This is a genomic window from Sporosarcina quadrami (assembly GCF_014836615.1).
GTDB classification, from domain to species: Bacteria; Bacillota; Bacilli; order Bacillales_A; family Planococcaceae; genus Sporosarcina; species Sporosarcina quadrami.
The window spans coordinates 162,012-181,446 of record NZ_JACSQN010000009.1; the positions used below are offsets into that span (position 1 = coordinate 162,012).

The 19,435-nt window shown below is 42.4% G+C and carries 20 protein-coding genes; 9 read left to right on the forward strand and 11 right to left on the reverse strand.

From position 1 onward, the window contains the following. Positions 1 to 315: 315 nt before the first annotated feature. Positions 316 to 1,308, reverse strand: a complete 993-nt coding sequence (locus tag H9649_RS11470; RefSeq protein ID WP_191695026.1) for a lipoate--protein ligase — start codon at positions 1,306 to 1,308, stop codon at positions 316 to 318. 134 nt (positions 1,309 to 1,442) lie between these two features. Here H9649_RS11470 and yhfH (H9649_RS11475) point away from each other — a divergent pair, with 134 nt between their 5' ends. Together yhfH (H9649_RS11475) and yhfH (H9649_RS11480) are read left to right on the forward strand one after the other, a co-directional pair. Next, a complete protein-coding gene (yhfH, locus tag H9649_RS11475; protein WP_191695027.1) occupies positions 1,443 to 1,568 on the forward strand; it encodes a protein YhfH in 126 nt (41 codons plus the stop codon). Between the two features lie 160 nt (positions 1,569 to 1,728). Continuing rightward, entirely contained in the window at positions 1,729 to 1,854 is a 126-nt protein-coding gene (gene yhfH, locus H9649_RS11480; protein WP_191695028.1) for a protein YhfH, read from the forward strand. 70 nt (positions 1,855 to 1,924) lie between these two features. Here the strand turns inward: yhfH (H9649_RS11480) and H9649_RS11485 are convergent, their stop codons facing one another. The 4 genes from H9649_RS11485 to hemE form a co-directional block, all read right to left on the reverse strand. Continuing rightward, complete coding sequence (locus H9649_RS11485) at positions 1,925 to 2,785, reverse strand: glycerophosphodiester phosphodiesterase (RefSeq protein WP_191695029.1); 861 nt, start codon at positions 2,783 to 2,785, stop codon at positions 1,925 to 1,927. Between the two features lie 259 nt (positions 2,786 to 3,044). Then, a complete protein-coding gene (hemY, locus tag H9649_RS11490; RefSeq protein ID WP_191695030.1) occupies positions 3,045 to 4,466 on the reverse strand; it encodes a protoporphyrinogen oxidase in 1,422 nt (473 codons plus the stop codon). Positions 4,467 to 4,487: 21 nt separating this feature from the next. Then, positions 4,488 to 5,420, reverse strand: a complete 933-nt coding sequence (gene hemH, locus H9649_RS11495) for a ferrochelatase (protein ID WP_191695031.1) — start codon at positions 5,418 to 5,420, stop codon at positions 4,488 to 4,490. A gap of 24 nt (positions 5,421 to 5,444) precedes the next feature. Next, positions 5,445 to 6,482, reverse strand: coding sequence for a uroporphyrinogen decarboxylase (gene hemE / locus H9649_RS11500; RefSeq protein ID WP_191695032.1), 1,038 nt, complete (start codon positions 6,480 to 6,482; stop codon positions 5,445 to 5,447). Positions 6,483 to 6,697: 215 nt separating this feature from the next. On the opposite strand from hemE, the gene H9649_RS11505 reads away from it, so the two are divergent. The 3 genes from H9649_RS11505 (at position 6,698) to H9649_RS11515 (ending at position 9,338) form a co-directional block, all read left to right on the forward strand. Continuing rightward, positions 6,698 to 7,213, forward strand: a complete 516-nt coding sequence (locus H9649_RS11505) for an antibiotic biosynthesis monooxygenase family protein (protein WP_191695033.1) — start codon at positions 6,698 to 6,700, stop codon at positions 7,211 to 7,213. 85 nt (positions 7,214 to 7,298) lie between these two features. Next, entirely contained in the window at positions 7,299 to 8,465 is a 1,167-nt protein-coding gene (locus tag H9649_RS11510) for a M20 family metallopeptidase (protein WP_191695034.1), read from the forward strand. A gap of 267 nt (positions 8,466 to 8,732) precedes the next feature. Continuing rightward, positions 8,733 to 9,338: a competence protein ComK gene (locus H9649_RS11515; protein ID WP_225229839.1), complete on the forward strand. Its 606-nt coding sequence runs from the start codon at positions 8,733 to 8,735 to the stop codon at positions 9,336 to 9,338. Here the strand turns inward: H9649_RS11515 and H9649_RS11520 are convergent. The 4 genes from H9649_RS11520 to H9649_RS11535 form a co-directional block, all read right to left on the reverse strand. After that, on the reverse strand, positions 9,335 to 9,715 hold the full coding sequence (locus H9649_RS11520; protein ID WP_191695036.1) for a hypothetical protein: 381 nt from the start codon (positions 9,713 to 9,715) through the stop codon (positions 9,335 to 9,337). The genes H9649_RS11515 and H9649_RS11520 overlap by 4 nt on opposite strands. Before the next feature lie 254 nt (positions 9,716 to 9,969). Further along, positions 9,970 to 10,542, reverse strand: coding sequence for a nuclear transport factor 2 family protein (locus H9649_RS11525; protein ID WP_191695037.1), 573 nt, complete (start codon positions 10,540 to 10,542; stop codon positions 9,970 to 9,972). A 76-nt stretch (positions 10,543 to 10,618) separates the two neighbouring features. After that, on the reverse strand, positions 10,619 to 11,293 hold the full coding sequence (locus tag H9649_RS11530; RefSeq protein WP_191695038.1) for a response regulator: 675 nt from the start codon (positions 11,291 to 11,293) through the stop codon (positions 10,619 to 10,621). Between the two features lie 21 nt (positions 11,294 to 11,314). Then, complete coding sequence (locus H9649_RS11535) at positions 11,315 to 12,472, reverse strand: sensor histidine kinase (protein WP_191695039.1); 1,158 nt, start codon at positions 12,470 to 12,472, stop codon at positions 11,315 to 11,317. 143 nt (positions 12,473 to 12,615) lie between these two features. Here H9649_RS11535 and H9649_RS11540 point away from each other — a divergent pair, with 143 nt between their 5' ends. Together H9649_RS11540 and H9649_RS11545 are read left to right on the forward strand one after the other, a co-directional pair. Further along, the gene (locus H9649_RS11540) at positions 12,616 to 13,248 is read left to right on the forward strand and encodes a YigZ family protein (RefSeq protein WP_191695040.1); all 633 of its coding nucleotides are present in this window, start codon (positions 12,616 to 12,618) and stop codon (positions 13,246 to 13,248) included. A gap of 157 nt (positions 13,249 to 13,405) precedes the next feature. Further along, the gene (locus H9649_RS11545; RefSeq protein ID WP_191695041.1) at positions 13,406 to 14,473 is read left to right on the forward strand and encodes an LCP family protein; all 1,068 of its coding nucleotides are present in this window, start codon (positions 13,406 to 13,408) and stop codon (positions 14,471 to 14,473) included. A gap of 107 nt (positions 14,474 to 14,580) precedes the next feature. Here H9649_RS11545 and H9649_RS11550 read toward each other — a convergent pair whose 3' ends face one another. After that, entirely contained in the window at positions 14,581 to 15,624 is a 1,044-nt protein-coding gene (locus H9649_RS11550; protein WP_191695042.1) for a glycosyltransferase family 4 protein, read from the reverse strand. A gap of 242 nt (positions 15,625 to 15,866) precedes the next feature. Between H9649_RS11550 and secA2 the strand changes: the two genes are divergently transcribed. Further along, positions 15,867 to 18,233, forward strand: a complete 2,367-nt coding sequence (secA2, locus tag H9649_RS11555) for an accessory Sec system translocase SecA2 (protein WP_191695043.1) — start codon at positions 15,867 to 15,869, stop codon at positions 18,231 to 18,233. Next, complete coding sequence (locus H9649_RS11560; RefSeq protein WP_191695044.1) at positions 18,230 to 19,123, forward strand: accessory Sec system S-layer assembly protein; 894 nt, start codon at positions 18,230 to 18,232, stop codon at positions 19,121 to 19,123. The genes secA2 and H9649_RS11560 overlap by 4 nt, the downstream gene beginning before the upstream one ends. Before the next feature lie 48 nt (positions 19,124 to 19,171). Here the strand turns inward: H9649_RS11560 and H9649_RS17865 are convergent. Continuing rightward, positions 19,172 to 19,435: hypothetical protein (locus H9649_RS17865; RefSeq protein WP_225229830.1), on the reverse strand; the 264-nt coding region annotated here is incomplete at its 5' end.

Here is a 19,435-nt window from a genome sequence, read left to right on the forward strand (position 1 = left end):
TCCATCCATTATATCGCAAAAACGAAATCCCCGCAGTGACTATAAGTGACGTGCTTAACCAAGATTAATATGTCAAAGGCATTCAGCGCGAATCGGAAAGGAGTGGTAGATTGACTCGGCCGCGCTCGTAAACATCGTCGCCGCGCTCGTAAACACTGTCGACGCGCCCGTAAAGCACGGTCATGCGCTCGTAAAGCATGGCCACGCGCCCGTAAACATCGTCGTCGCGCCCGTAAAGCAGCCGGTACACATCGACTTCATTTGCCGTATACTAAGACAAAAGAAAAAACCGGTTTTCACCGGTCTTCCTTTTCATCAATAAATGACATTTATAAACTCTTCTTTCGTAATACCGCCAAGCAACGTCGGTATATCTAAAACGTCGATCGTCCTTGCAATCGCCTCGCGGTTGTATTGCACATCGACAAGACTATCTTCAATGACAGTCACTTCACCGACACCGAAAAAGTCGCCGTAAATCTGAACATTTTGTATAACGCCTTTATCCACTTGCAAGTGCACATCGATGCCCCCAACAGGGAAACGTTGCGAATGTTGAACGTTGGATTTCGGTGATTTCCCATAATTCCAGTCCCAGTTGCCATAACGCTCTGCTGACAACTCATGAATTTTTGTCCAATCGTCATCAGTCAACTCCATATATTGCACGTTTTCTTCGCCTTCAAAAATCGATTTCAGGATTTCCATCCGGAACTGTTCAATCGTCATATCGCCTTCGATGAATTCCGAAATATTTGCGACACGGCTACGGATCGACTTGATGCCTTTAGATTCAATCTTATCTTTTCGAACTTTCAATGCAGAAACGACTCGCTCGATTTCCGTATCAAACATAAGCGTACCATGTGTGAACATCCGTCCTTGTATCGCAAACTGCGCATTGCCAGACACTTTTCGTCCTTCAACTAATATGTCGTTACGTCCGAGTAATTCCGCTTTCACACCCATTTCACCTAGTGCTTTGATGACCGGCTCCGTAAACTTTTTAAAGTTTCGGAACGATTCGCCATCGTCTTTCGTAATGAAACTATAATTCAAGTTTCCAAGATCATGATAAACCGCTCCACCGCCTGATAGTCTGCGCACAATGTGAATCCCATTCGTATCCACATATTCCGTATTAATTTCCTCAACGGTATTTTGATTTTTACCTATGATAATGGAAGGTTCATTAATATAGAACAGCAAAAACGAATCTTTGTCCACGTCCATATTTCTGAGCACATACTCTTCAATTGCGAGATTGATGCGTGGATCAGTAATTCCTTTATTATCAATAAAATACAACTTAATCGCTCCTTATGTAAATGATATCTTCTCCATTTTATCTGAAAAGAGCAAATAAGTGTTGACATTTGTTCTTCTGTTATAATACACTGTTAATAACAAATTCAGTACTAGCACAAAAGGAGATGGAATAAATGGTTGAAAGCATTGTAGAATTTTTTAAAAACCTGCCACCTAAAGCTTGTACCACTTGCGGAACGGACATCGACGAACAGCATGAATGTTACAGTAATAAGTGTGACACGTGCAACATCCTCTAATTTTTTTAGTTTATCTGTACTATTACAAGAGTAATTAAACATAACAGTAATAGTACAAAACAATCTAAGCACTAGCTTATTATTTTTTTATCGCCGCTGTACTATGACAAGCGACCTGTTTCATATGCGTATTAGTACATACTAGAAAGGAGGAATCGTAATGCTTGAAAATGTTATCGAGTTTTTTAAGAACCTTCCCCCAAAAAACTGTGCAACATGCGGCGAAGAAATCGAAGAACAGCATGAGTGCTACAGCAATAAATGTGATAAGTGCAATGTACTATAAAGACAAAATCTTGCCCAATTAAAACAGCCGTGAAAGAGATTTTTCCTCCTCTTTCACGGCTGTTTTCTGTTCACTCTGTACCAGTGAGCAAATCGGGTTTATTCGTATGAATTCCGTTCACACCCATCGCCTGCAATTTCACGGCGTCTTCCCTGTCATCCACCGTGTACGCAAAAACGATTATATTTGCCTGGTGCATCGCACTTACGAACTCTGCATTCAACGCCTCGTAACTGACACCTACTCCAATCGCGTACGTTTGTAGCTTTGTCAATTCCTTAGAGGTCATCTTCGCCTCTTCTCCGTCGTCAAATGAAATCAACTGTAGCAACGGAATATCTTTATTCAATCGATGCACTTTCTGCAATGATTCTTCGTCAAACGAATGGATAACTGCTTTCGGATAGCCTTTTTTGTCTTTTTCAATCAGCCCATAATCATTCATCATCGAAACAAGTTTCTCTTCGATTCCATCATATTCATCGGGATCTTTCAGCTCGATGACAAATCTTGTCTCGTCTGTCATCTGTGCAAGCACTTCCTGTAAGGTAGGAATATCATATGCTTCTTTTTGTGCGCTAGCCGCTACTTTTCCGTCTTTATCTTCATCGGCAGTCAACTCTTTCAATTCAGCGAGTGTATGATTTTTAATCTTCCCTTTGGATTCCGTCGTACGCTTAACGTCTTTATCATGCATGATGACAAGTTTGTCATCTTTCGTCAAATGCACATCAAGTTCTATATAATCTGAACCAAGATTCTTTGCGAGTTCGAAAGAAGGAATCGTATTTTCAGGCTCGTAGGCGGACGCCCCGCGATGTCCGATTATCAGAAACTCATCATTCGGTATCGGATTATTCCATTTCGTCCCGATCGAGCAACCTGTCAACAAAATGAGTAGCCCTGCAAACAGCATGATTATCTTTTTCATAACTAATTTCCTCTCTATGTACAGTGTCCACTTACTAAATTGGATCCTCTTTCTAGTTCCCTTTTCATTGATTCATAAACCTTAACTCGCTAACTTGAATGAATGACTAGCATCCGCGCTCCCCATCCAAAACTCCATATCTGCATGTAAAAATCCATTTCTCACTGCAAAACTCCATAACCTTCCCAAAAACCTCATAAAAAAAGAAACCCGCAAAAACCGCGAGTTTCCCCATCCATCAATATATCAATCAAATCATTCACTCACCAAACAACTCAGCAAGCACTTCATCCGTCGCCGCCCTACCCTGATCAATACAATCCGGCAAGCCGACTCCTTCATAAGAAGCACCCGCCAACTTGACCATCGGGAATTCACGCTTCAACTCCGCTTTTGCAGCTACCACACGCTCGCGATGGCCGACTCGGTATTGCGGTCGGTCTTCTTTATAGCGAGTAACAATGGTAAAATCGGGTTTACCGTTAATCTCGATAATATTCCCTAAATCTTCAAGCACAATCCGTTCGATTTCATCATCGGGCAAATCGACGATCGCTTCTTCACCGATGCGTCCGACAAAAGCGCGCAACAACACTTTGCCATCTGGAGTTGTCGTCGGCCATTTTCGGTGCACCCACGTACATGCTGTAATTGAAAAATTACCGCTCCGTGAAACGAGGAATCCTGTGCCTTCTCGATCTTGGACAATCGCTTCTTTCGGAAATGCAAGCGCTACAGTCGCGACAGATGTCGTATGGATTTCTTTCAACCCTTGCAGTAATCCATATGATTCGAACAGTTGGCTTGCCGCCATATGGCCCGTCGTTAAGATGACCGCATCTGCCGTTACAGTTTGACCGCTGTTCAACTTCAACACGCTCTGTTCGCCTTGCTTAAGAACACTATCGATTTTAACGTTTTTCATAATCGATCCGGGTTCCATCTGTGCTTCAATTGCTTCTACAACAGACGAAAGGCCATTTCTGAATGAATGAAATGCCCCTTTTTTCGAAGCACCGTGTGAATCTTTCTGAGGCGCTTGTTTAGGACTTGTCTTCTTCATTCCAAGAATGAGGCTTCGATGTTTCTTTTCCACTTGATAAAACTGCGGATAAGTCGACTGTAAGCTCATTTGGTCGATATCGCCTGCATAAACGCCAGACAATAACGGCTCGATGAGGTTTTCGACGATTTCTGTACCAAATCGACGACGGAAAAAATGACCGAGTGACTGATCGCCATCAATACCTGAACGAGGCATAATGAAATCACCCGCTGCACGCAATTTTCCGCTCCATGAGAACAAATCTGATTTCAAGAACGGACCGACTTCAGTCGGAATGCCCATAATTGAACCACCCGGAATCGGTTGTAGCTTACCATTCACGAGGATAAACGCCTGTCCCGTTGCATTACGGACAAGTTCCCCCTCAATGCCAAGATCTTTCGCAAGTATATCCATACTTTTTTTTCGAATTAAAAAACTATCCGGTCCACGCTCAATGACGAATCCGTCTCGACGGACCGTCTGGATTTTCCCGCCAAGCCGATTTGTCGCTTCAATCAGTAACACTTCAAGCGGCAAATTTTGCTCACGAGCTGCTTTTTGCATATAAAATGCAGCAGAGAGTCCTGTAATTCCTCCACCGACGATGACGACTTTCTTCTTCTTTTCACTCATGTCCATCATCACTTCCCAGTTTCAGGCTTCTTTCAGTTTGTCGAGTACCGCATCAGCCATCGCATGGATGAACAACGGATCCGTATTCGGCATTTCCGGACGGTAATAAGCGGCGCCGATTTCATCACAGACAACTTTACATTCATAATCATTATCATATAGAACTTCCAAGTGATCCGATATGAAACCGACCGGTGTGTAGACAAATGCTTCATACCCTTTTTGCTCATACAGTTCACGTGTTAGATCCTGCACATCAGGCCCGAGCCACGGTTCGCCCGTCTGTCCTTCACTTTGCCAGCCGACTGCATACGTGTCGACGCCTGCAGCTTCTGCGACCATCTTCGCTGTTTCAGCCAACTGGTCGGGATATGGATCGCCTTTTTCCTTAATCTTTTCAGGCAATGAATGCGCTGAAACGACGAGGCATGCTTTCGCCCGTTGCTGTTCGTTCATGCTGTCAAACGTTGTGCGAATTTTATCAGACCAGAATTCGATGAATTTCGGTTGTTTGTACCAGCTTTGTACGGAGGTAATGGAAATGCCATGCTTCTCCGCCTCTTCTTTCGCACGGTCGTTATAAGACTGTACGGAGAATGAAGAATAATGCGGTGCAAGGACGATTGATACAGCTTCCTTGATGCCGTCCTTTTCCATTTGCTCAACTGCTTCTTCGACAAAAGGCGTAATATGTTTTAATCCGATGTACACCTTAAATTCGATGTCGCTCTGTATTTCATTCAGACAGTTGCCGAGTGCTTCCGCCTGATTATCTGTTATTTTCGCAAGCGGAGAAATTCCGCCGATCGCCTTGTACCGTTCTTGCAGATTCTCAAGCTGCTCAGGTGCCGGTGGACGGCCTCTGCGGATATGCGTGTAATACGGTTCAATGTCCTCTTCTTTGTACGGAGTTCCGTACGCCATAACTAATAGACCCATTTTTTTCTTTGACATAATTTGCACCTCGTTTTCGTAGGTTTACTTACGTAGTTGCGCGCTATATTCATGAACAAATGCAGTCAATTTCTGCAAAGTTGCCGGTTGTACTTCTGGGAATACGCCGTGACCGAGATTGAAAATGTGGCTGCCGTGTTCGACGCCTTGCTCAACAATCACTTTTGCGCGTTCTTCGATAATATTCCAGTCAGCAAGCAAAAGAGATGGATCCAAGTTACCTTGTAATGTCTTCGTCAATCCGCGCTCACCCGCTTCTTTAATTGACAAGCGCCAATCGAGTCCAACAACGTCTACAGGTAGATCATGCCATTCATTCGCCAAGTGGCTTGCACCAACCCCGAATGTGATCAAAGGTACATTCAACTCGCGAAGCTCATTGAAAATACGCGTCATAACAGGTTTGATGAAAATTCTATAATCCTGGACATTCAATGCGCCAACCCATGAATCAAACACTTGGATTGCCATCGCGCCAGCTTCTACTTGTGCTTTAATCGATGTAATGATTGTGTCGCCTAACTTATCCATTAATGCAAACCATGCTTCAGGTTCTGATACCATGAACGACTTCGTCAAATTATAGCTTTTCGAAGGTCCGCCTTCGATCATATAGCTTGCAAGCGTAAATGGTGCGCCTGCAAAACCGATTAACGGAACAGTCAATTGCTCTTTCAATATTTTAATCGTATCCAAAACGAACGGGATATCATCTTCTGGAGATAGTTCCCCTAGATTATGAACGTCTTGCACGGAGCGGATCGGATTGGAGATTACTGGACCAACGCCCGCTTTGATTTTCACATCCACGCCGATTCCAGGCAGTGGTGTAACGATATCTTTGTATAAAATCGCCGCATCTGTATTGTATTGGTCAACAGGAAGCTTTGTCACGTATGCACAAAGTTCCGGCTGGTGCGTAATTTCTTCAAGGGAGTATTTTTCTTTTATTTTACGGTATTCAGGTTGTGAACGGCCCGCCTGCCTCATGAACCAGACTGGTGTATGGTCAACTTTTTCGCCTTTTGCCGCTCGAAGAAGTGTATCGTTAAATGTTGTCATAAAATCGATTCCCACTTTCCATTAAGTATTCTCTAATTTGTTTATTCGATTTCAAATATATCGTTTCCTATTTGGAATGTATAGTGTTTGCCTTGTTTTGTCACGAATTTGTAGGTCTTTTACAAAGTTGTCGCCACCATTTCGACAATGTTTGTTTTAATTATCACATTAAGGGAAAATATGAGTAGTATCTACTTCACTAGGAGGTTTTGGGAATGTATATGTATATGACAACCGGAACAAGAGATTTTATGGAAAAGATTAAAGATAAGTATATGGATGAACAAATGTTGCTTATGCATGGCAGCGGCCAATCGCTCCTTGTGCATGAAACAGAAGCAAAATCCGTTTTTCAGACACCGAGACGTTATGAAGTGATCAGTTCTGCTGGACAATTAAGTGATGAAGGCTTTTTCGCTTTCAATAACGTTACCGTAACAGATGAAGGACGTCCCGTCTTTGAACACCGTTTTTCCATTATGGACGAAAAACTGACTGCACAATCAGGATTCATTGCTTTCCGTTTATTGCGTCCACTTAATTCAGACACGTACATTGTCCTGACAGAGTGGGAGCAATCGACCGATTACGACCGTTGGCACAATTCAGCCGCTTTTGCCGCTTCCAACCATTCAACGGACTTAAAGCAATTCTCTGACAGCACAACGCATATCTTCTCAAGCGCTCCATATGTTACGACCTATGTTGCTAAACCCGAAGAAGCCGTTTAAACAAAGACCTGTCACATTGCGACTCTCTCAGCGTATTGCTATAATTGTGAATGTACAAATAATACGTTTTGAGAGGGGTAATCGAATGAATGAACAATTATTCGAAAAGTTGGACTTGGCGTATGAAGAGATGGTCATCATCCGAAGACATCTCCATATGCATCCAGAATTATCATTCCAAGAAGTGAACACAGCGCAATTCATTCATGATTTCTATGCACAGCTTGGGATTGAAGTGAAAGCCGGTGTCGGTGGAAACGGAGTTGTTGCACGTGTAAAAGGCGCACGTCCCGGTAAAACGGTAGCATTGCGTGCTGATTTTGATGCTTTGCCGATACAGGATGAAAAGGATGTCCCTTACAAGTCGACAGTTCCAGGCGTCATGCACGCTTGTGGCCATGACGGTCACACCGCCACTCTTCTGCAATTGGCTAAAGCCATATTTGAAATTCGTGAACATTTGACTGGTGAGTATGTTTTCATCCATCAGCACGCAGAAGAATTTGCTCCAGGCGGCGCGGTTTCAATGATCGAAGATGGTTGTTTGGACGGTGTAGACGTCATTTTTGGTACACATCTATGGTCCCTTATCCCTTTCAACACGATCGAATATAGATCTGGCCCCATTATGGCAGCAGCTGATCGATTTGATATCGTCATTCAAGGAGCTGGAGGGCATGGAGCTGCACCCCATCAAACGAAAGATGCGATCGTCATTGGTGCCCAGCTCGTAACGAATCTACAACAACTAGTGGCAAGACGCGTCGATCCAATCGAATCTGCTGTATTGTCTGTCGGCTCATTCATTGCGGATAACGCATTCAATGTCATTGCCGATTCCGCAAAGATTGGTGGTACTGTTCGTTCATTCAGCCCGGATATACGCGATCTGATGGAACGTGAAATGGAAAGAGTCGTTAAAGGGACAGCAATCGCTAATGATTGTACAATCCAGTTCAATTATTTCCGTGGTTATCCTGCCGTAGTCAATCATCCAGCAGAGACGGAATTCCTTAAAGGAGTCGCCGAATCCATTCCGGGTATTCACGCAGTGGAGGAAAGTAAACCACAAATGGGCGGTGAGGATTTCGCCTATTATTTAGAACACGTTCCTGGCACATTCTTCTTTACCGGTGCACAGATTGCAGAACCATATCCTCACCATCATCCGAAATTCGACTTTGAAGAGAAGGCAATGTTGCTAGCTGCGAAAACGCTCGGTGCAGCTGCACTTGACTACCAAGCAACGTAATACCTATGCCAAATGGCTTGTTCAATAGTTTGCACTACTTTACAACGTAGAAGATGGATTGCCCTTATTCCTATGGCAATTCATCTTCTTTATCGTATTTGCACTTTTTTCATCTCTACGCAAATCCTATTAAACAAGCCTTTACAAGCGTAAAATTAACTAAATAACTTTAATAGTTCAAATTATTCATGAAAACGCTTGCATTTATCTAATAATGTCATATAATACAAATAAGGGATAGTAATACGGAGGAGGTGTAAATTGGAAATGGAAGAACAAAAAAACATTTACTTTATATCCTTTGACACCTTAGCATTGCATCCGTTGACGTCTGGCAACAAAATATTTACACGAGTAATTGAGCGGGATAAAACTTTTGTAGTCTCTCAAAAGCCACTACATATCGTGACTCGTTCTTGTAATTACTATGGCAGTAGTCTTGAACGCGCGACGCTTACCTCACACAATGTATTAGGCAAAATGCACAAAGTACCAATTATGATGGCGAACGCTTACGGTGTGCCATGTATTTTTATACCGATAATGTCACCTGCCTCCAATCAGAACGCCTGGATTTCGTACCATGCCGTGCAAAATTTCACAAAAGACGGAATGGATACTATCCTAACATTGGAGAACGGCGAAAAGCTTACGCTCAACGTCTCCATAGCAACTTTCTATCGACAATATTCATTGGCAAGATTGATAGAAATCGACTTTTTGAAGAAACAAAAACGAATGGACAGATCGACGTATTTGTTTCCATCAAAAAAATCGAAGGAGGTCCAGGAATCTCAAGACATCAATTATAAAAAGAATGTTGATCGTCAAGAAGATCCTGAAAATCCTGAAGAGCCCGACGCAGTTACTTAATTAGATGCGATTTGGTGGGAGTCACCTACGTTGGTAAAGTACAAGTGAAGAAGTTCTTCAGTGCGGTTTCGTAAGCGGACATTTAAGTAACGACGGTGGTCTTCAAAGCCACTATTAATAAAAATATAATCCGTAAACATACTATCCCTCGCTTTTCGAATTACTTTCATGTTGTTGCGTTTTAGGAAAAATGTTGTTTCTTGTAATTCTTTTTGTACTCTCAAGATTGCTGTATCGATGATTTTAAGATAAGGGCCCTTCAATTTGAAGGTGCCTTTTTCAATTTCTGCGCGGTCTAGTTCTAATACGGTTAACAGTAATGGCAAGTAAATCATGTTTTCAAAATGCGGCAGTGCCTTCACTGGGATTAAAGGCATGACGTACTCCCTCCTCATTAGGAACGTTTGTTCTTATTATACGCATTGACCAAAGAAAAGGCAATATGGTTTTAGAGGTAATTATAGGGAGTGTTGAATGTTGATTTACGCTTCAGGCGGATTTAAAAAGCAGCACATCCGCTTTCTTGGATGTGCTGCTTATATTACATTTTCACGCTATGGGGAATACTTTATAATTCTTGCTCAAAAAGCTTTGCTTTTTTCGCAAAAGCCGTTCTTCGTGACGGCTTTCATTACGACTTTTGATCTTCCATATAATAAACACTTGTAACTTTCCACTCACCGTTTTCTTTCGCGAATACTGTTACTTGGCGACCTGTACGTGCTGTTTCGAGGCCGGAAGATTTCTGTTTCAGTTTCGTATCCAAGTTGGAAAATACTTGCGCTTCGTCTTCCGCATATTTGACGATTGTAACATCTTTAGCTTCGCGGCTTATTTCATACTCACTAAATATCCCTTCGACATATGTCTTTTCTTCATCGATTGTGAAGCTTTTTGGCTCTTTAGAAAGTGTGCTCATATATTCATCAATGTCTTCGTTGTTAAAAGCATGGATATACGTGTCGAACGAGTCCATTAAAGCGATTTTCTCTTGTGCTGGGACGTTTGCAGCCTCTTCAATTTCTCCGCCATCCATATTGAAGCCGACCTTGTTCTCATCTACACCGTGATCGATAGAGCCGTATTCGTTGACGGCTTCACCGTCATTTACTGAACCTTGTCCTGCAGAGCTATCTTCTTTATCACTGCATGCGCCTAATACTAATGCAAACGCCATCGTTCCTGTAAGTATAATCTTTTTCATTGTTTTTCCTCCTATTTACAGTGAAAAGGGGCCTTCCTGTATTTCGAGGAGGCCCCTTCTTAAAATTCAAGCGCAGTTACTTCACTTCAACCCAACCGTTTTTAATTGCTGTAACAACAGCTTGTGTACGGTCGTTGACACCCATCTTCTGCAAGATGCTCGATACATGGTTTTTAACCGTTTTTTCGGAAATGAAGAGCGTTTCACCGATCGTCCGGTTACTTTGGCCATCTGTCAATAACTGCAGTACTTCACATTCGCGCTTCGTCAATAAATGCAACGGGCGACGAATATCATTTTGTTGGAAAGAACCTTTATGTTCTCGTTCGCTTAAGCGTCGGAATTCGGTTACAAGGTTATGTGTCACTTTCGGATGTAAGTAAGATCCGCCTGCAGCGACAACTTTGATTGCTTGTACAATCGCATCCGCATCCATCTCCTTCAACATATAACCGAGCGCACCAGATTTCAAAGCATGGGATACGTAAGATTCATCATCATGTATGGAAAGCATGATTACTTTCGCGTCCGGGAATTCCTTCTTCAGGTTTTCCGTTGCTTCCACACCATTCATGCCAGGCATGTTTATGTCCATCAAAACGACATCAGGACTGAACTGGCGGTATAGATTAGTGACTTCGATGCCGTCGTCCCCTTCTCCAACTACTTCAAACGAATTTTCGAAATCGAGAATTCGTTTGACACCTTCGCGGAACAACTGATGATCATCGACAATTAAAATTTTCGTCATTTTCATTTCCCTCCTAATACCCTATTCAACAAGATTATTTTCCAGTAATGGAACGCGGAAGAACACTGTAGTACCGCTGCCAATGGATGAAATGATCTTCATCTCACCTTTGAGCAGTTCAATACGCTCCCGCATTCCAATTATGCCAAATGATTTCTCTTTAGTTTGATTTTGGTCAAAACCTATGCCATTATCCTTCACGACTATATTCATTGTATCACGAAGCCATTCTACTTTCACCCAAACATCTCTTGAATTTCCATGTTTAAGCGCATTTGATATACATTCTTGCACAAGTCGGAAGATTCCCACCTCAAAACTGGATTCAAAGCGCTTCTCTATGCCATTGTTCATGAAATGAATTGTAACATCCTTTTCATACTCCATTACGGTAGTAACGTATTTCCGAAGCGTAGGGATTAATCCAAGGTCATCCAATGCCATCGGTCGTAGATCGTAGATGATGCGACGGACTTCAAGCAATGCATTACGGACCATTTCCTTCAGTTGATTCAGCTCTGATAAAGCTTCATTAGGACCTTTTTCATTGTATGTTTTCTCAATAAGTCCAGAGCGGAGCAGAACATTCGCTAACATTTGCGCAGGTCCGTCATGGATATCACGTGAAAGCCGTTTACGTTCTTCTTCCTGCGCATGAATAATTTGAATCGCAAAATCCTGTTTCTGCCGCGCAGTTTCGAGAGCTTCTCCGACTTTTTTCAAGTCCGACGTTAAATAGCTAATAACTGTCGTCACTTGATTGACAAGCTGATCTGCACGTTCAATCGTGTCGAGAAGTGCCGCAATACGTCGATCGAGTTCATCACGCCTCACGCGCAACTGTTTCTCTTCCATCCGATTGATCGATAACCTGACAAGCAGATCATTTGCTGTTTCATACGCCTTACGGACTTCTTGCTCTGAATACTTCATGAAGTTTTTAGACACATCAGCAAGTCGCCTTCTTGAATGACGAGTCATATCTTCCAAATAATCGCCTTCTGTTATTACCCGGGAAATCTCTTCTTTAATAATACCCAGTTCGTTTTGCATCTCTTGGAAGGCTTGGCGGCTTTGCTCGCTTATAGTGAAAATATCATTTTTAGATTGATCCATCACATTGACCATATTATCGAATATATGTTCTAGATTTTGGATATCTATCGTTTTCTCTGCCAATCGAACCTCTCCTGTCCAGAAATCAAAACATGCAACGTATGCATGGTTGCAGTATTTCTAAATTACTTATACACTTTATTATTATATCATCATATAACTAAATGCGTATTACGATTGTATTACAAGTGACGGGAGTGCTGCAAATGAGAGCTGATTACAAAACAGTAAAACTTTCTGGTGAAAGTGAACTCATCATTCAAAAGTCAAAATTTTTGACATATGTCAAACGTGTCGAAACAGAACAAGCGGCTATTGATTTCATTAATGACATCAAAAAGTTGCATCATACGGCAACGCACAACTGCTCGGCATATATAATAGGAGATCATGATCAGATTCAAAAAGCGAATGATGACGGTGAGCCATCAGGCACCGCAGGATTTCCTATGCTCGAAGTACTAAAGAAGCAAGGATTAAAAGATACAGCCGTTGTCGTCACCCGCTATTTCGGCGGCATCAAGCTAGGCGGCGGTGGTTTAATCCGCGCTTATGGCCGAGCCACAACAGAAGGCATTGCTGCAACCGGCGTAGTAGAACGCAAGCTCCATCAGCTCATGAACGTAGCCATCGATTATAGTTGGCTCGGCAAAGTGGAGAACGAAACAAGACAGTCTCCCTATCCCCTTGTCGAGATCGTCTATGAAGAGGACGTCCGTCTCCTGATAAATGTTCCAATAGCAGAAACTGAACAATTCGTCGAATGGATGACTGAAATAACAAGCGGCCAAGCTGAAATCTCTTCTCTTTCTACATCTTTCTTGGAATTTGATAACTGATAACTGTGTACGTGTCGGAAATTTAATAGTATAATGATGAAAGTTGACGTTTATTCGTATTTTTCAAACAAGCTAAAAGTTTTTATCGCGTCAGTTTCTATCACAATAAATTTGCTTGGGGTCAAACTCCAGGCTGATGCTGGGGGCTTCTATGTAAATGAAAAGAACAGATTATAAAAAATTTAAAAAGAAGACGTCAAAGTCACGGTTGGCCATCAAGATCGGCCTTGTAATGGCATTCTCTTGTCTCCTGATTGTTTCAGCTTATGCATTATCTTTACAAAAAAAAGCCGAACAAGCTGTAGATCGAGCATATGAAGCAGTGCCTGAGACGCCAAAATCAGAAATTAGGGGCGAAGCAAAAGTGGAACCCGCTAAAGATAATGTCTCTGTGCTGTTAATTGGAGTAGATGACAGTGAGGCACGCCAACTCGGCGATAGTAGTAGCCGATCGGACGCTCTACTCGTAGCGACTTTCAACCCTGAAGAGAAGTCAGTCAAACTATTAAGTATTCCCCGAGATTCGTATGTCTACATTCCAAAAGTAGGTTATAAAGATAAAATTACACATGCACATGCCTTCGGTGGAACGCATGCTGCAATTGAATCTGTTGAAGAAATGCTCGATATCCCGCTTGATTACTATGTGAAGATGAACTTCAACGCGTTCATTGAAGTCGTTGACGCACTTGGTGGTGTTGAAGTTGACGTCCCTTATGACCGTCTTGAAAAAGATGAAAATGACAAAAATGCAATCCAGCTGAAAAAGGGTTTGCAAGTGTTAGACGGCAGACACACATTGGCACTCGCAAGAACGCGGAAATTGGACAGCGATATTGAACGTGGAAAGCGCCAGCAAATGATTTTGCAGGCGATTATAAAAGAAATGGTGTCTGTTAAGTCCATCACGAAATATGGAGATGTCATTGAAGCTGTTGGAGACAACATGAAGACGGATATGACTTTCAAAGAAATGACGTCTTTCTGGGAATATGCCAAAGACGGTATGCCTAAAATTGACACACTTTCATTACAAGGATATGACGATTGGTCGACAGGAATCTACTATTATAAGTTGAATGATAATGATTTGGAGAATGTGCAACAGATTCTTAAATCACATTTAGGATTAATGCCTGACTCTTCGACGTTAACTGACAGTAATACGAACACGATTGGAACTGTGGACGAAACTGCTGAAGGTGGCAGTGATTTCAACGATTGATAACAAAAAGCCATTCCATTCGATTACATTCGACGGAATGGCTTTTATAGTGTAAAACGGCGTTGTGCATATACTATGCACAACGCCGTTTCTATTTTAATCAATGTTTATTTTCCAATCATCCGGACAAGATTCAATAGAGGACGGTAATTTGTACCTGCTAGTCCGATGATTTCAACGAACAGTTCGACAGCGATCAGAATGACGATTGCGAGCACGATCGCTCCCCACACAGTAGCTTGCGAGAAGATGACAGCTGCAACACCAAACAGTATTGCCAATCCGTAAATAATAAGTACTGTCTGTCTATGTGAAAATCCTGCACGTAACAAACAATGATGCAAATGCGATTTGTCAGGCGCTGATACCGGTTGTTTCATCCGAATGCGGCGAACGATTGCGAAGAATGTATCTGATATCGGAACACCGAGTATGATAATTGGGATAACAAGTGATACGACAGCAATGTTCTTAAACCCGAGCAGAGCCAGAACAGCAATCATATAACCGAGAAACAGCGATCCTGTATCTCCCATGAAAATTTTTGCGGGATGAAAATTAAAAAACAGAAATCCGAGTGAACTGGCTGCTAATATGGAAGCCGTCGCAATAACGAAAACATCGCCCATAATAACTGCCATGACAGTAATGGAAATAAGTGCAATTGTCGATACACCAGCCGCAAGTCCATCTAGACCGTCAATCAGGTTGATGGCATTAGCAATTCCGACAATCCACAAAATTGTAATGGGTATACTGAAATAACCAAAATCAAACTGTCCATAAAAAGGCAAGTTAATAAAATTAATTTGCAAGTCGCCATATGTCACAACGACGAGCGCCGCAGCAATTTGGCCTAACATTTTTGCTTTTGCAGTAATATCGAGCATATCGTCCAAGAAGCCAATAATGATGATGATGACTGCACCGATGAGAATGCCCATTGCGTGGTCATCTTGGGGGCGTAATATGAGATAGCCGACAGCAAATGCGCCGAATATTGCCAGTCCGCCAATCCGCGGCATTACAGCCGCATGCACTTTACGATAATTCGGATGGTCGACTGCCCCAATCCTATATGCAAATTTCATGACGAGCGGAGTTAGTATGATGGCAGCTACAAATGCAGCAGCCATTGCAAGGAATAACATGTCCTTCCTCCCCGATTATAATAATGATTTAGTTAGCCACAAGTAGTATAGCATATTCAGTAGCAGAAAGCATTCAAGTTAGCCAAACAACACAGTTGAATCTACTATACCCTCTTTTCGTGAAGACTATCCTTAATCTACTAATCCCATTTATTCAATCAAGGTAGTCTTTTCTACGATAGTTTGATAAAATGGAACCGTATCCTTTTTAGAAGGATAAAGATAAAGGAGCGTCCACTACTATGTTATCAATTTTCAAACGTTCAAATCAAACGAGCGAAAGACAACTTCGTAAATATCGGAAAGTTGTAAAACAGATAAATGACTTGGAGTCCAAGTACGAAACACTTACAGACGAAGAACTTGCACATATGACAGAAGTTTTTAAATCACAAATTGAGGAAGGCGCAAAGATTGAGGCAATCCTTCCTGAAGCATTCGCCGTTGTCCGAGAAGCATCTAAAAGGGTGCTTGGCATGCGGCATTTTGACGTTCAACTCATTGGCGGCATGGTGCTTTCTGAAGGAAACATTGCGGAAATGCCTACAGGTGAAGGTAAAACACTTGTCGCGTCCCTACCTTCCTATTTACGCGCTTTAGAAGGAAAAGGTGTTCACGTTATTACAGTCAACGACTATTTAGCAAAACGTGACTATGAACAGATCGGACAAATTCACCGTTTTCTCGGCTTAACTGTCGGACTCAACGTTCCGATGATGCAAGGGCCTGCGAAGCAAAATGCTTATATGGCTGATATTACTTACGGCGTAGGTACGGAATTCGGTTTTGATTATCTCCGTGATAATATGGTCCAGCACACTTCGCAAAAAGTGCAACGTCCTTATCATTTCGCCATTATTGACGAAGTGGATAGTGTGTTGATCGATGAAGCAAAAACTCCGTTAATCGTTGCAGGAAAAATGCAAGCAGATGCAGATTTGCATATGATCGCTGCAAGACTTGCAAAACGTTTCAAAAAGGGTGTTCATTTCGATTTCGACGATGAAACGAAAGCGACTTCCCTCACTGATGAAGGAATCGAGCAAGTCGAAAAAGCATTCGGTATCGACAATCTCTATGAACTTGAACATCAGACACTCTACCATTATATGATTCAAGCGGTGCGCGCTTTTGTTATCTTTAAACGCGATGTCGATTATATTGTAAAAGAAGATAAAATCGAACTCGTCGACATGTTTACAGGACGAATCATGGAAGGACGTACACTTTCCGACGGATTGCACCAAGCAATCGAGGCGAAAGAAGGCGTGCCGATTACTGATGAAAATAAAGCGCAAGCACAAATTACAATTCAGAACTACTTCAGAATGTATCCAAGCTTAAGCGGGATGACTGGAACTGCAAAAACACAAGATAAAGAGTTCCGGGAAGTTTACAATATGGAAGTTATACAGATCCCGACAAACCGCCCGCGTGCAAGAATTGATTCAGCTGACAAAGTATTTGTTACAATTGATCAGAAATATAATGCAGTTGCACAAGAAGTCGCACGACGTCATGAAACAGGACAACCTGTCCTTGTCGGAACAACTTCGATTTTGCAGTCAGAAAAAGTGGCTGAGCATTTAGATAAACAGAAACTGAAATATCATCTGCTCAACGCGAAAAGTGTCGAGCAAGAAGTGGATCTCATTTCTCAAGCCGGTCAACACGGACATATTACCGTCGCGACAAATATGGCTGGACGCGGTACGGATATCGTACTAGGAGAAGGTGTCGAAGAGAATGGCGGGTTGTTCGTTCTAGGTACTGAAAAGCACGAAAGCCGTCGCATCGACAATCAGTTGCGTGGACGTTCTGGTCGTCAAGGCGATCACGGCGAAAGCCAATTCTTCCTTTCTCTAGAAGATGACATGTTCAAGCGTTTTGCAAAAGATGATATCGAAAAGTTCACCAAAAAAGTGAATGCGGACGAAGACGGGCTTATTAAGAACCCTGAAGTTAACGAATTGACGGAGCGTACACAGCGTATCGTTGAAGGTGCACACTTCTCCATGCGTGAGTACAACTTAAAACTGGATGATGTTATCAATGACCAGCGTGGTGTACTTTATTCTTTACGTGATAAAGTTCTTGAACGGGAGAATCTATTTGAACAGTTGAAAACGATGGTGTCTGAAGCAGCTGAGTTCGTCGTTTATGACAGTTGTCCTGAGGATGAAACGCCGGATAACTACAACTTTGAACGCATCGAGCGGACAATGGATGCTTTGTTACTCGAACCGGTTTCTTTGTCTCATAGTTTCGAGCGTCCGGCTGACATTTTGAAAGCCTATAAAGAACCAATGGAACAACTGTTTGATTATCTAGACCTCTTCGCTGATAATGAACAGGTGAATGAAATCATTCCACAAGTCATGTTAAGCCATATCGATACGATGTGGGTGAAACATTTGGAAGTGATGGCACGTCTAAAAGAAGGAATCGGCTTGCGTTCGTATGGACAGGAAGATCCTATGCGTATTTATCAACGTGAAGGACTGCAACTGTTCGGAACGCATTATCAAAAACTTCGTCGTAACATTGCATCTGAAGTTATCGGCTTCATGAAGCTAATTTCACAACAACAGGAGGTACACGAATCATGAAACTTTTCTCTATGTTTAAGAAAACCGAAAAAACTGGTGCAGATAGTACTATCAACTCCGATGAAATACTGGAAGGTAGCGCAAAATCCGAAGGAACCGAAGAAGTCGAAACGACACTGTCCTTTCATCCCCAATGGGCGCTTTCACAAGAACAGGAATATGTATTCCGTTTCCTATCCAATGAACTTGAGCCTTTGAAACCGAATCAGATTTCTTTGTCAGGGATTGACATTGATGTTGAACCGGCAAATGGCAGCTGGCTCGTCAAATCGTTTTTCCGTTCTTCTTTGGACCAGGCGATTACTGTCGGTTCAGTTGAATTGATGTTGCTTGATGCAGAAGGACAGACATTAGCTTCCCAAGAATTCGATTTAAATGAACTTGGTGAAATCCCTGCACGAAGCGCGCGTCCTTGGGTATTCGTCTTCACGAAAGAAAACACGTTTGCAGAAGTGCCGCCCGCTGAAAATTGGAAGCTTGCTTTCAACGTCCAGTCGATGGTGCCACACAAACTTGAACTGGAACAAGCATGGGAAGACGGTCTTTCTACAGAGCAAAAAGAGGCTCTTGCAAAAGCTGTCGAAGGTATGCCAAAACTGAAGCCACGCGAAGTAAACTTTGCAGGATTCCAAGTTGTTAAGCAAGAAGACGGAAGCATTGCTGCATCCATCTTCATTCGTAACGGACACTCAAAACAAATTAACATTGAAAAGTTACCTTTGGAATTGATTGATGCAACTGGTGAAATCGTTGCAAAAGGATCATTCGATCTCGCTCCGCTTTCAGTGAAGGCGAACACATCGAAGCCTTGGACGTTCATCTATCCAAAGGAAATGGTTACAAAAGAAGAGCCAGACTTCTCCCGCTGGACGATTCGCGTTCCTCAATAACTGTATAATGAAAGAAGCCGTGTGTTTGCGGCTTCTTTTTTTGCGTGTTTATAATGGAATAGCGATGGATGGGGTGTATCGAAACGTAAACGTGGCGTATCGAAACGTAACTGCTTCGTATCGAAATGTAGACGACGTATCGAAACGTAAACGCGGCGTATCGAAACGTAACTCCGCGTAACGAAACGTAACTGCTTCGTATCGAAATGTAGACGACGTATTGAAACGTAAACGCGGCGTATCGAAACATAACTCCCGCGCAACGAAACGTAACTGCTTCGTATCGAAACGTAGGCGCCGTATCGAAACGTA

What these genes read in the sequence shown, in the direction of transcription:
- H9649_RS11510 (WP_191695034.1), top strand. Translation starts at nt 7,299, where the DNA reads ATGAATGAACAATTATTCGAAAAGTTGGACTTGGCGTATGAAGAGATG.
- hemE (WP_191695032.1), bottom strand. Translation starts at nt 6,482, where the DNA reads ATGACAACATTTAACGATACACTTCTTCGAGCGGCAAAAGGCGAAAAA.
- H9649_RS11550 (WP_191695042.1), bottom strand. Translation starts at nt 15,624, where the DNA reads ATGTTATTCCTTGCAATGGCTGCTGCATTTGTAGCTGCCATCATACTA.
- H9649_RS11485 (WP_191695029.1), bottom strand. Translation starts at nt 2,785, where the DNA reads ATGAAAAAGATAATCATGCTGTTTGCAGGGCTACTCATTTTGTTGACA.
- H9649_RS11560 (WP_191695044.1), top strand. Translation starts at nt 18,230, where the DNA reads ATGAAACTTTTCTCTATGTTTAAGAAAACCGAAAAAACTGGTGCAGAT.
- H9649_RS11545 (WP_191695041.1), top strand. Translation starts at nt 13,406, where the DNA reads ATGAAAAGAACAGATTATAAAAAATTTAAAAAGAAGACGTCAAAGTCA.
- yhfH (WP_191695028.1), top strand. Translation starts at nt 1,729, where the DNA reads ATGCTTGAAAATGTTATCGAGTTTTTTAAGAACCTTCCCCCAAAAAAC.
- H9649_RS11525 (WP_191695037.1), bottom strand. Translation starts at nt 10,542, where the DNA reads ATGAAAAAGATTATACTTACAGGAACGATGGCGTTTGCATTAGTATTA.
- H9649_RS11520 (WP_191695036.1), bottom strand. Translation starts at nt 9,715, where the DNA reads ATGCCTTTAATCCCAGTGAAGGCACTGCCGCATTTTGAAAACATGATT.
- H9649_RS11540 (WP_191695040.1), top strand. Translation starts at nt 12,616, where the DNA reads ATGAGAGCTGATTACAAAACAGTAAAACTTTCTGGTGAAAGTGAACTC.
- hemY (WP_191695030.1), bottom strand. Translation starts at nt 4,466, where the DNA reads ATGAGTGAAAAGAAGAAGAAAGTCGTCATCGTCGGTGGAGGAATTACA.
- H9649_RS11515 (WP_225229839.1), top strand. Translation starts at nt 8,733, where the DNA reads ATGGAAGAACAAAAAAACATTTACTTTATATCCTTTGACACCTTAGCA.
- hemH (WP_191695031.1), bottom strand. Translation starts at nt 5,420, where the DNA reads ATGTCAAAGAAAAAAATGGGTCTATTAGTTATGGCGTACGGAACTCCG.
- secA2 (WP_191695043.1), top strand. Translation starts at nt 15,867, where the DNA reads ATGTTATCAATTTTCAAACGTTCAAATCAAACGAGCGAAAGACAACTT.
- yhfH (WP_191695027.1), top strand. Translation starts at nt 1,443, where the DNA reads ATGGTTGAAAGCATTGTAGAATTTTTTAAAAACCTGCCACCTAAAGCT.
- H9649_RS11505 (WP_191695033.1), top strand. Translation starts at nt 6,698, where the DNA reads ATGTATATGTATATGACAACCGGAACAAGAGATTTTATGGAAAAGATT.
- H9649_RS11530 (WP_191695038.1), bottom strand. Translation starts at nt 11,293, where the DNA reads ATGACGAAAATTTTAATTGTCGATGATCATCAGTTGTTCCGCGAAGGT.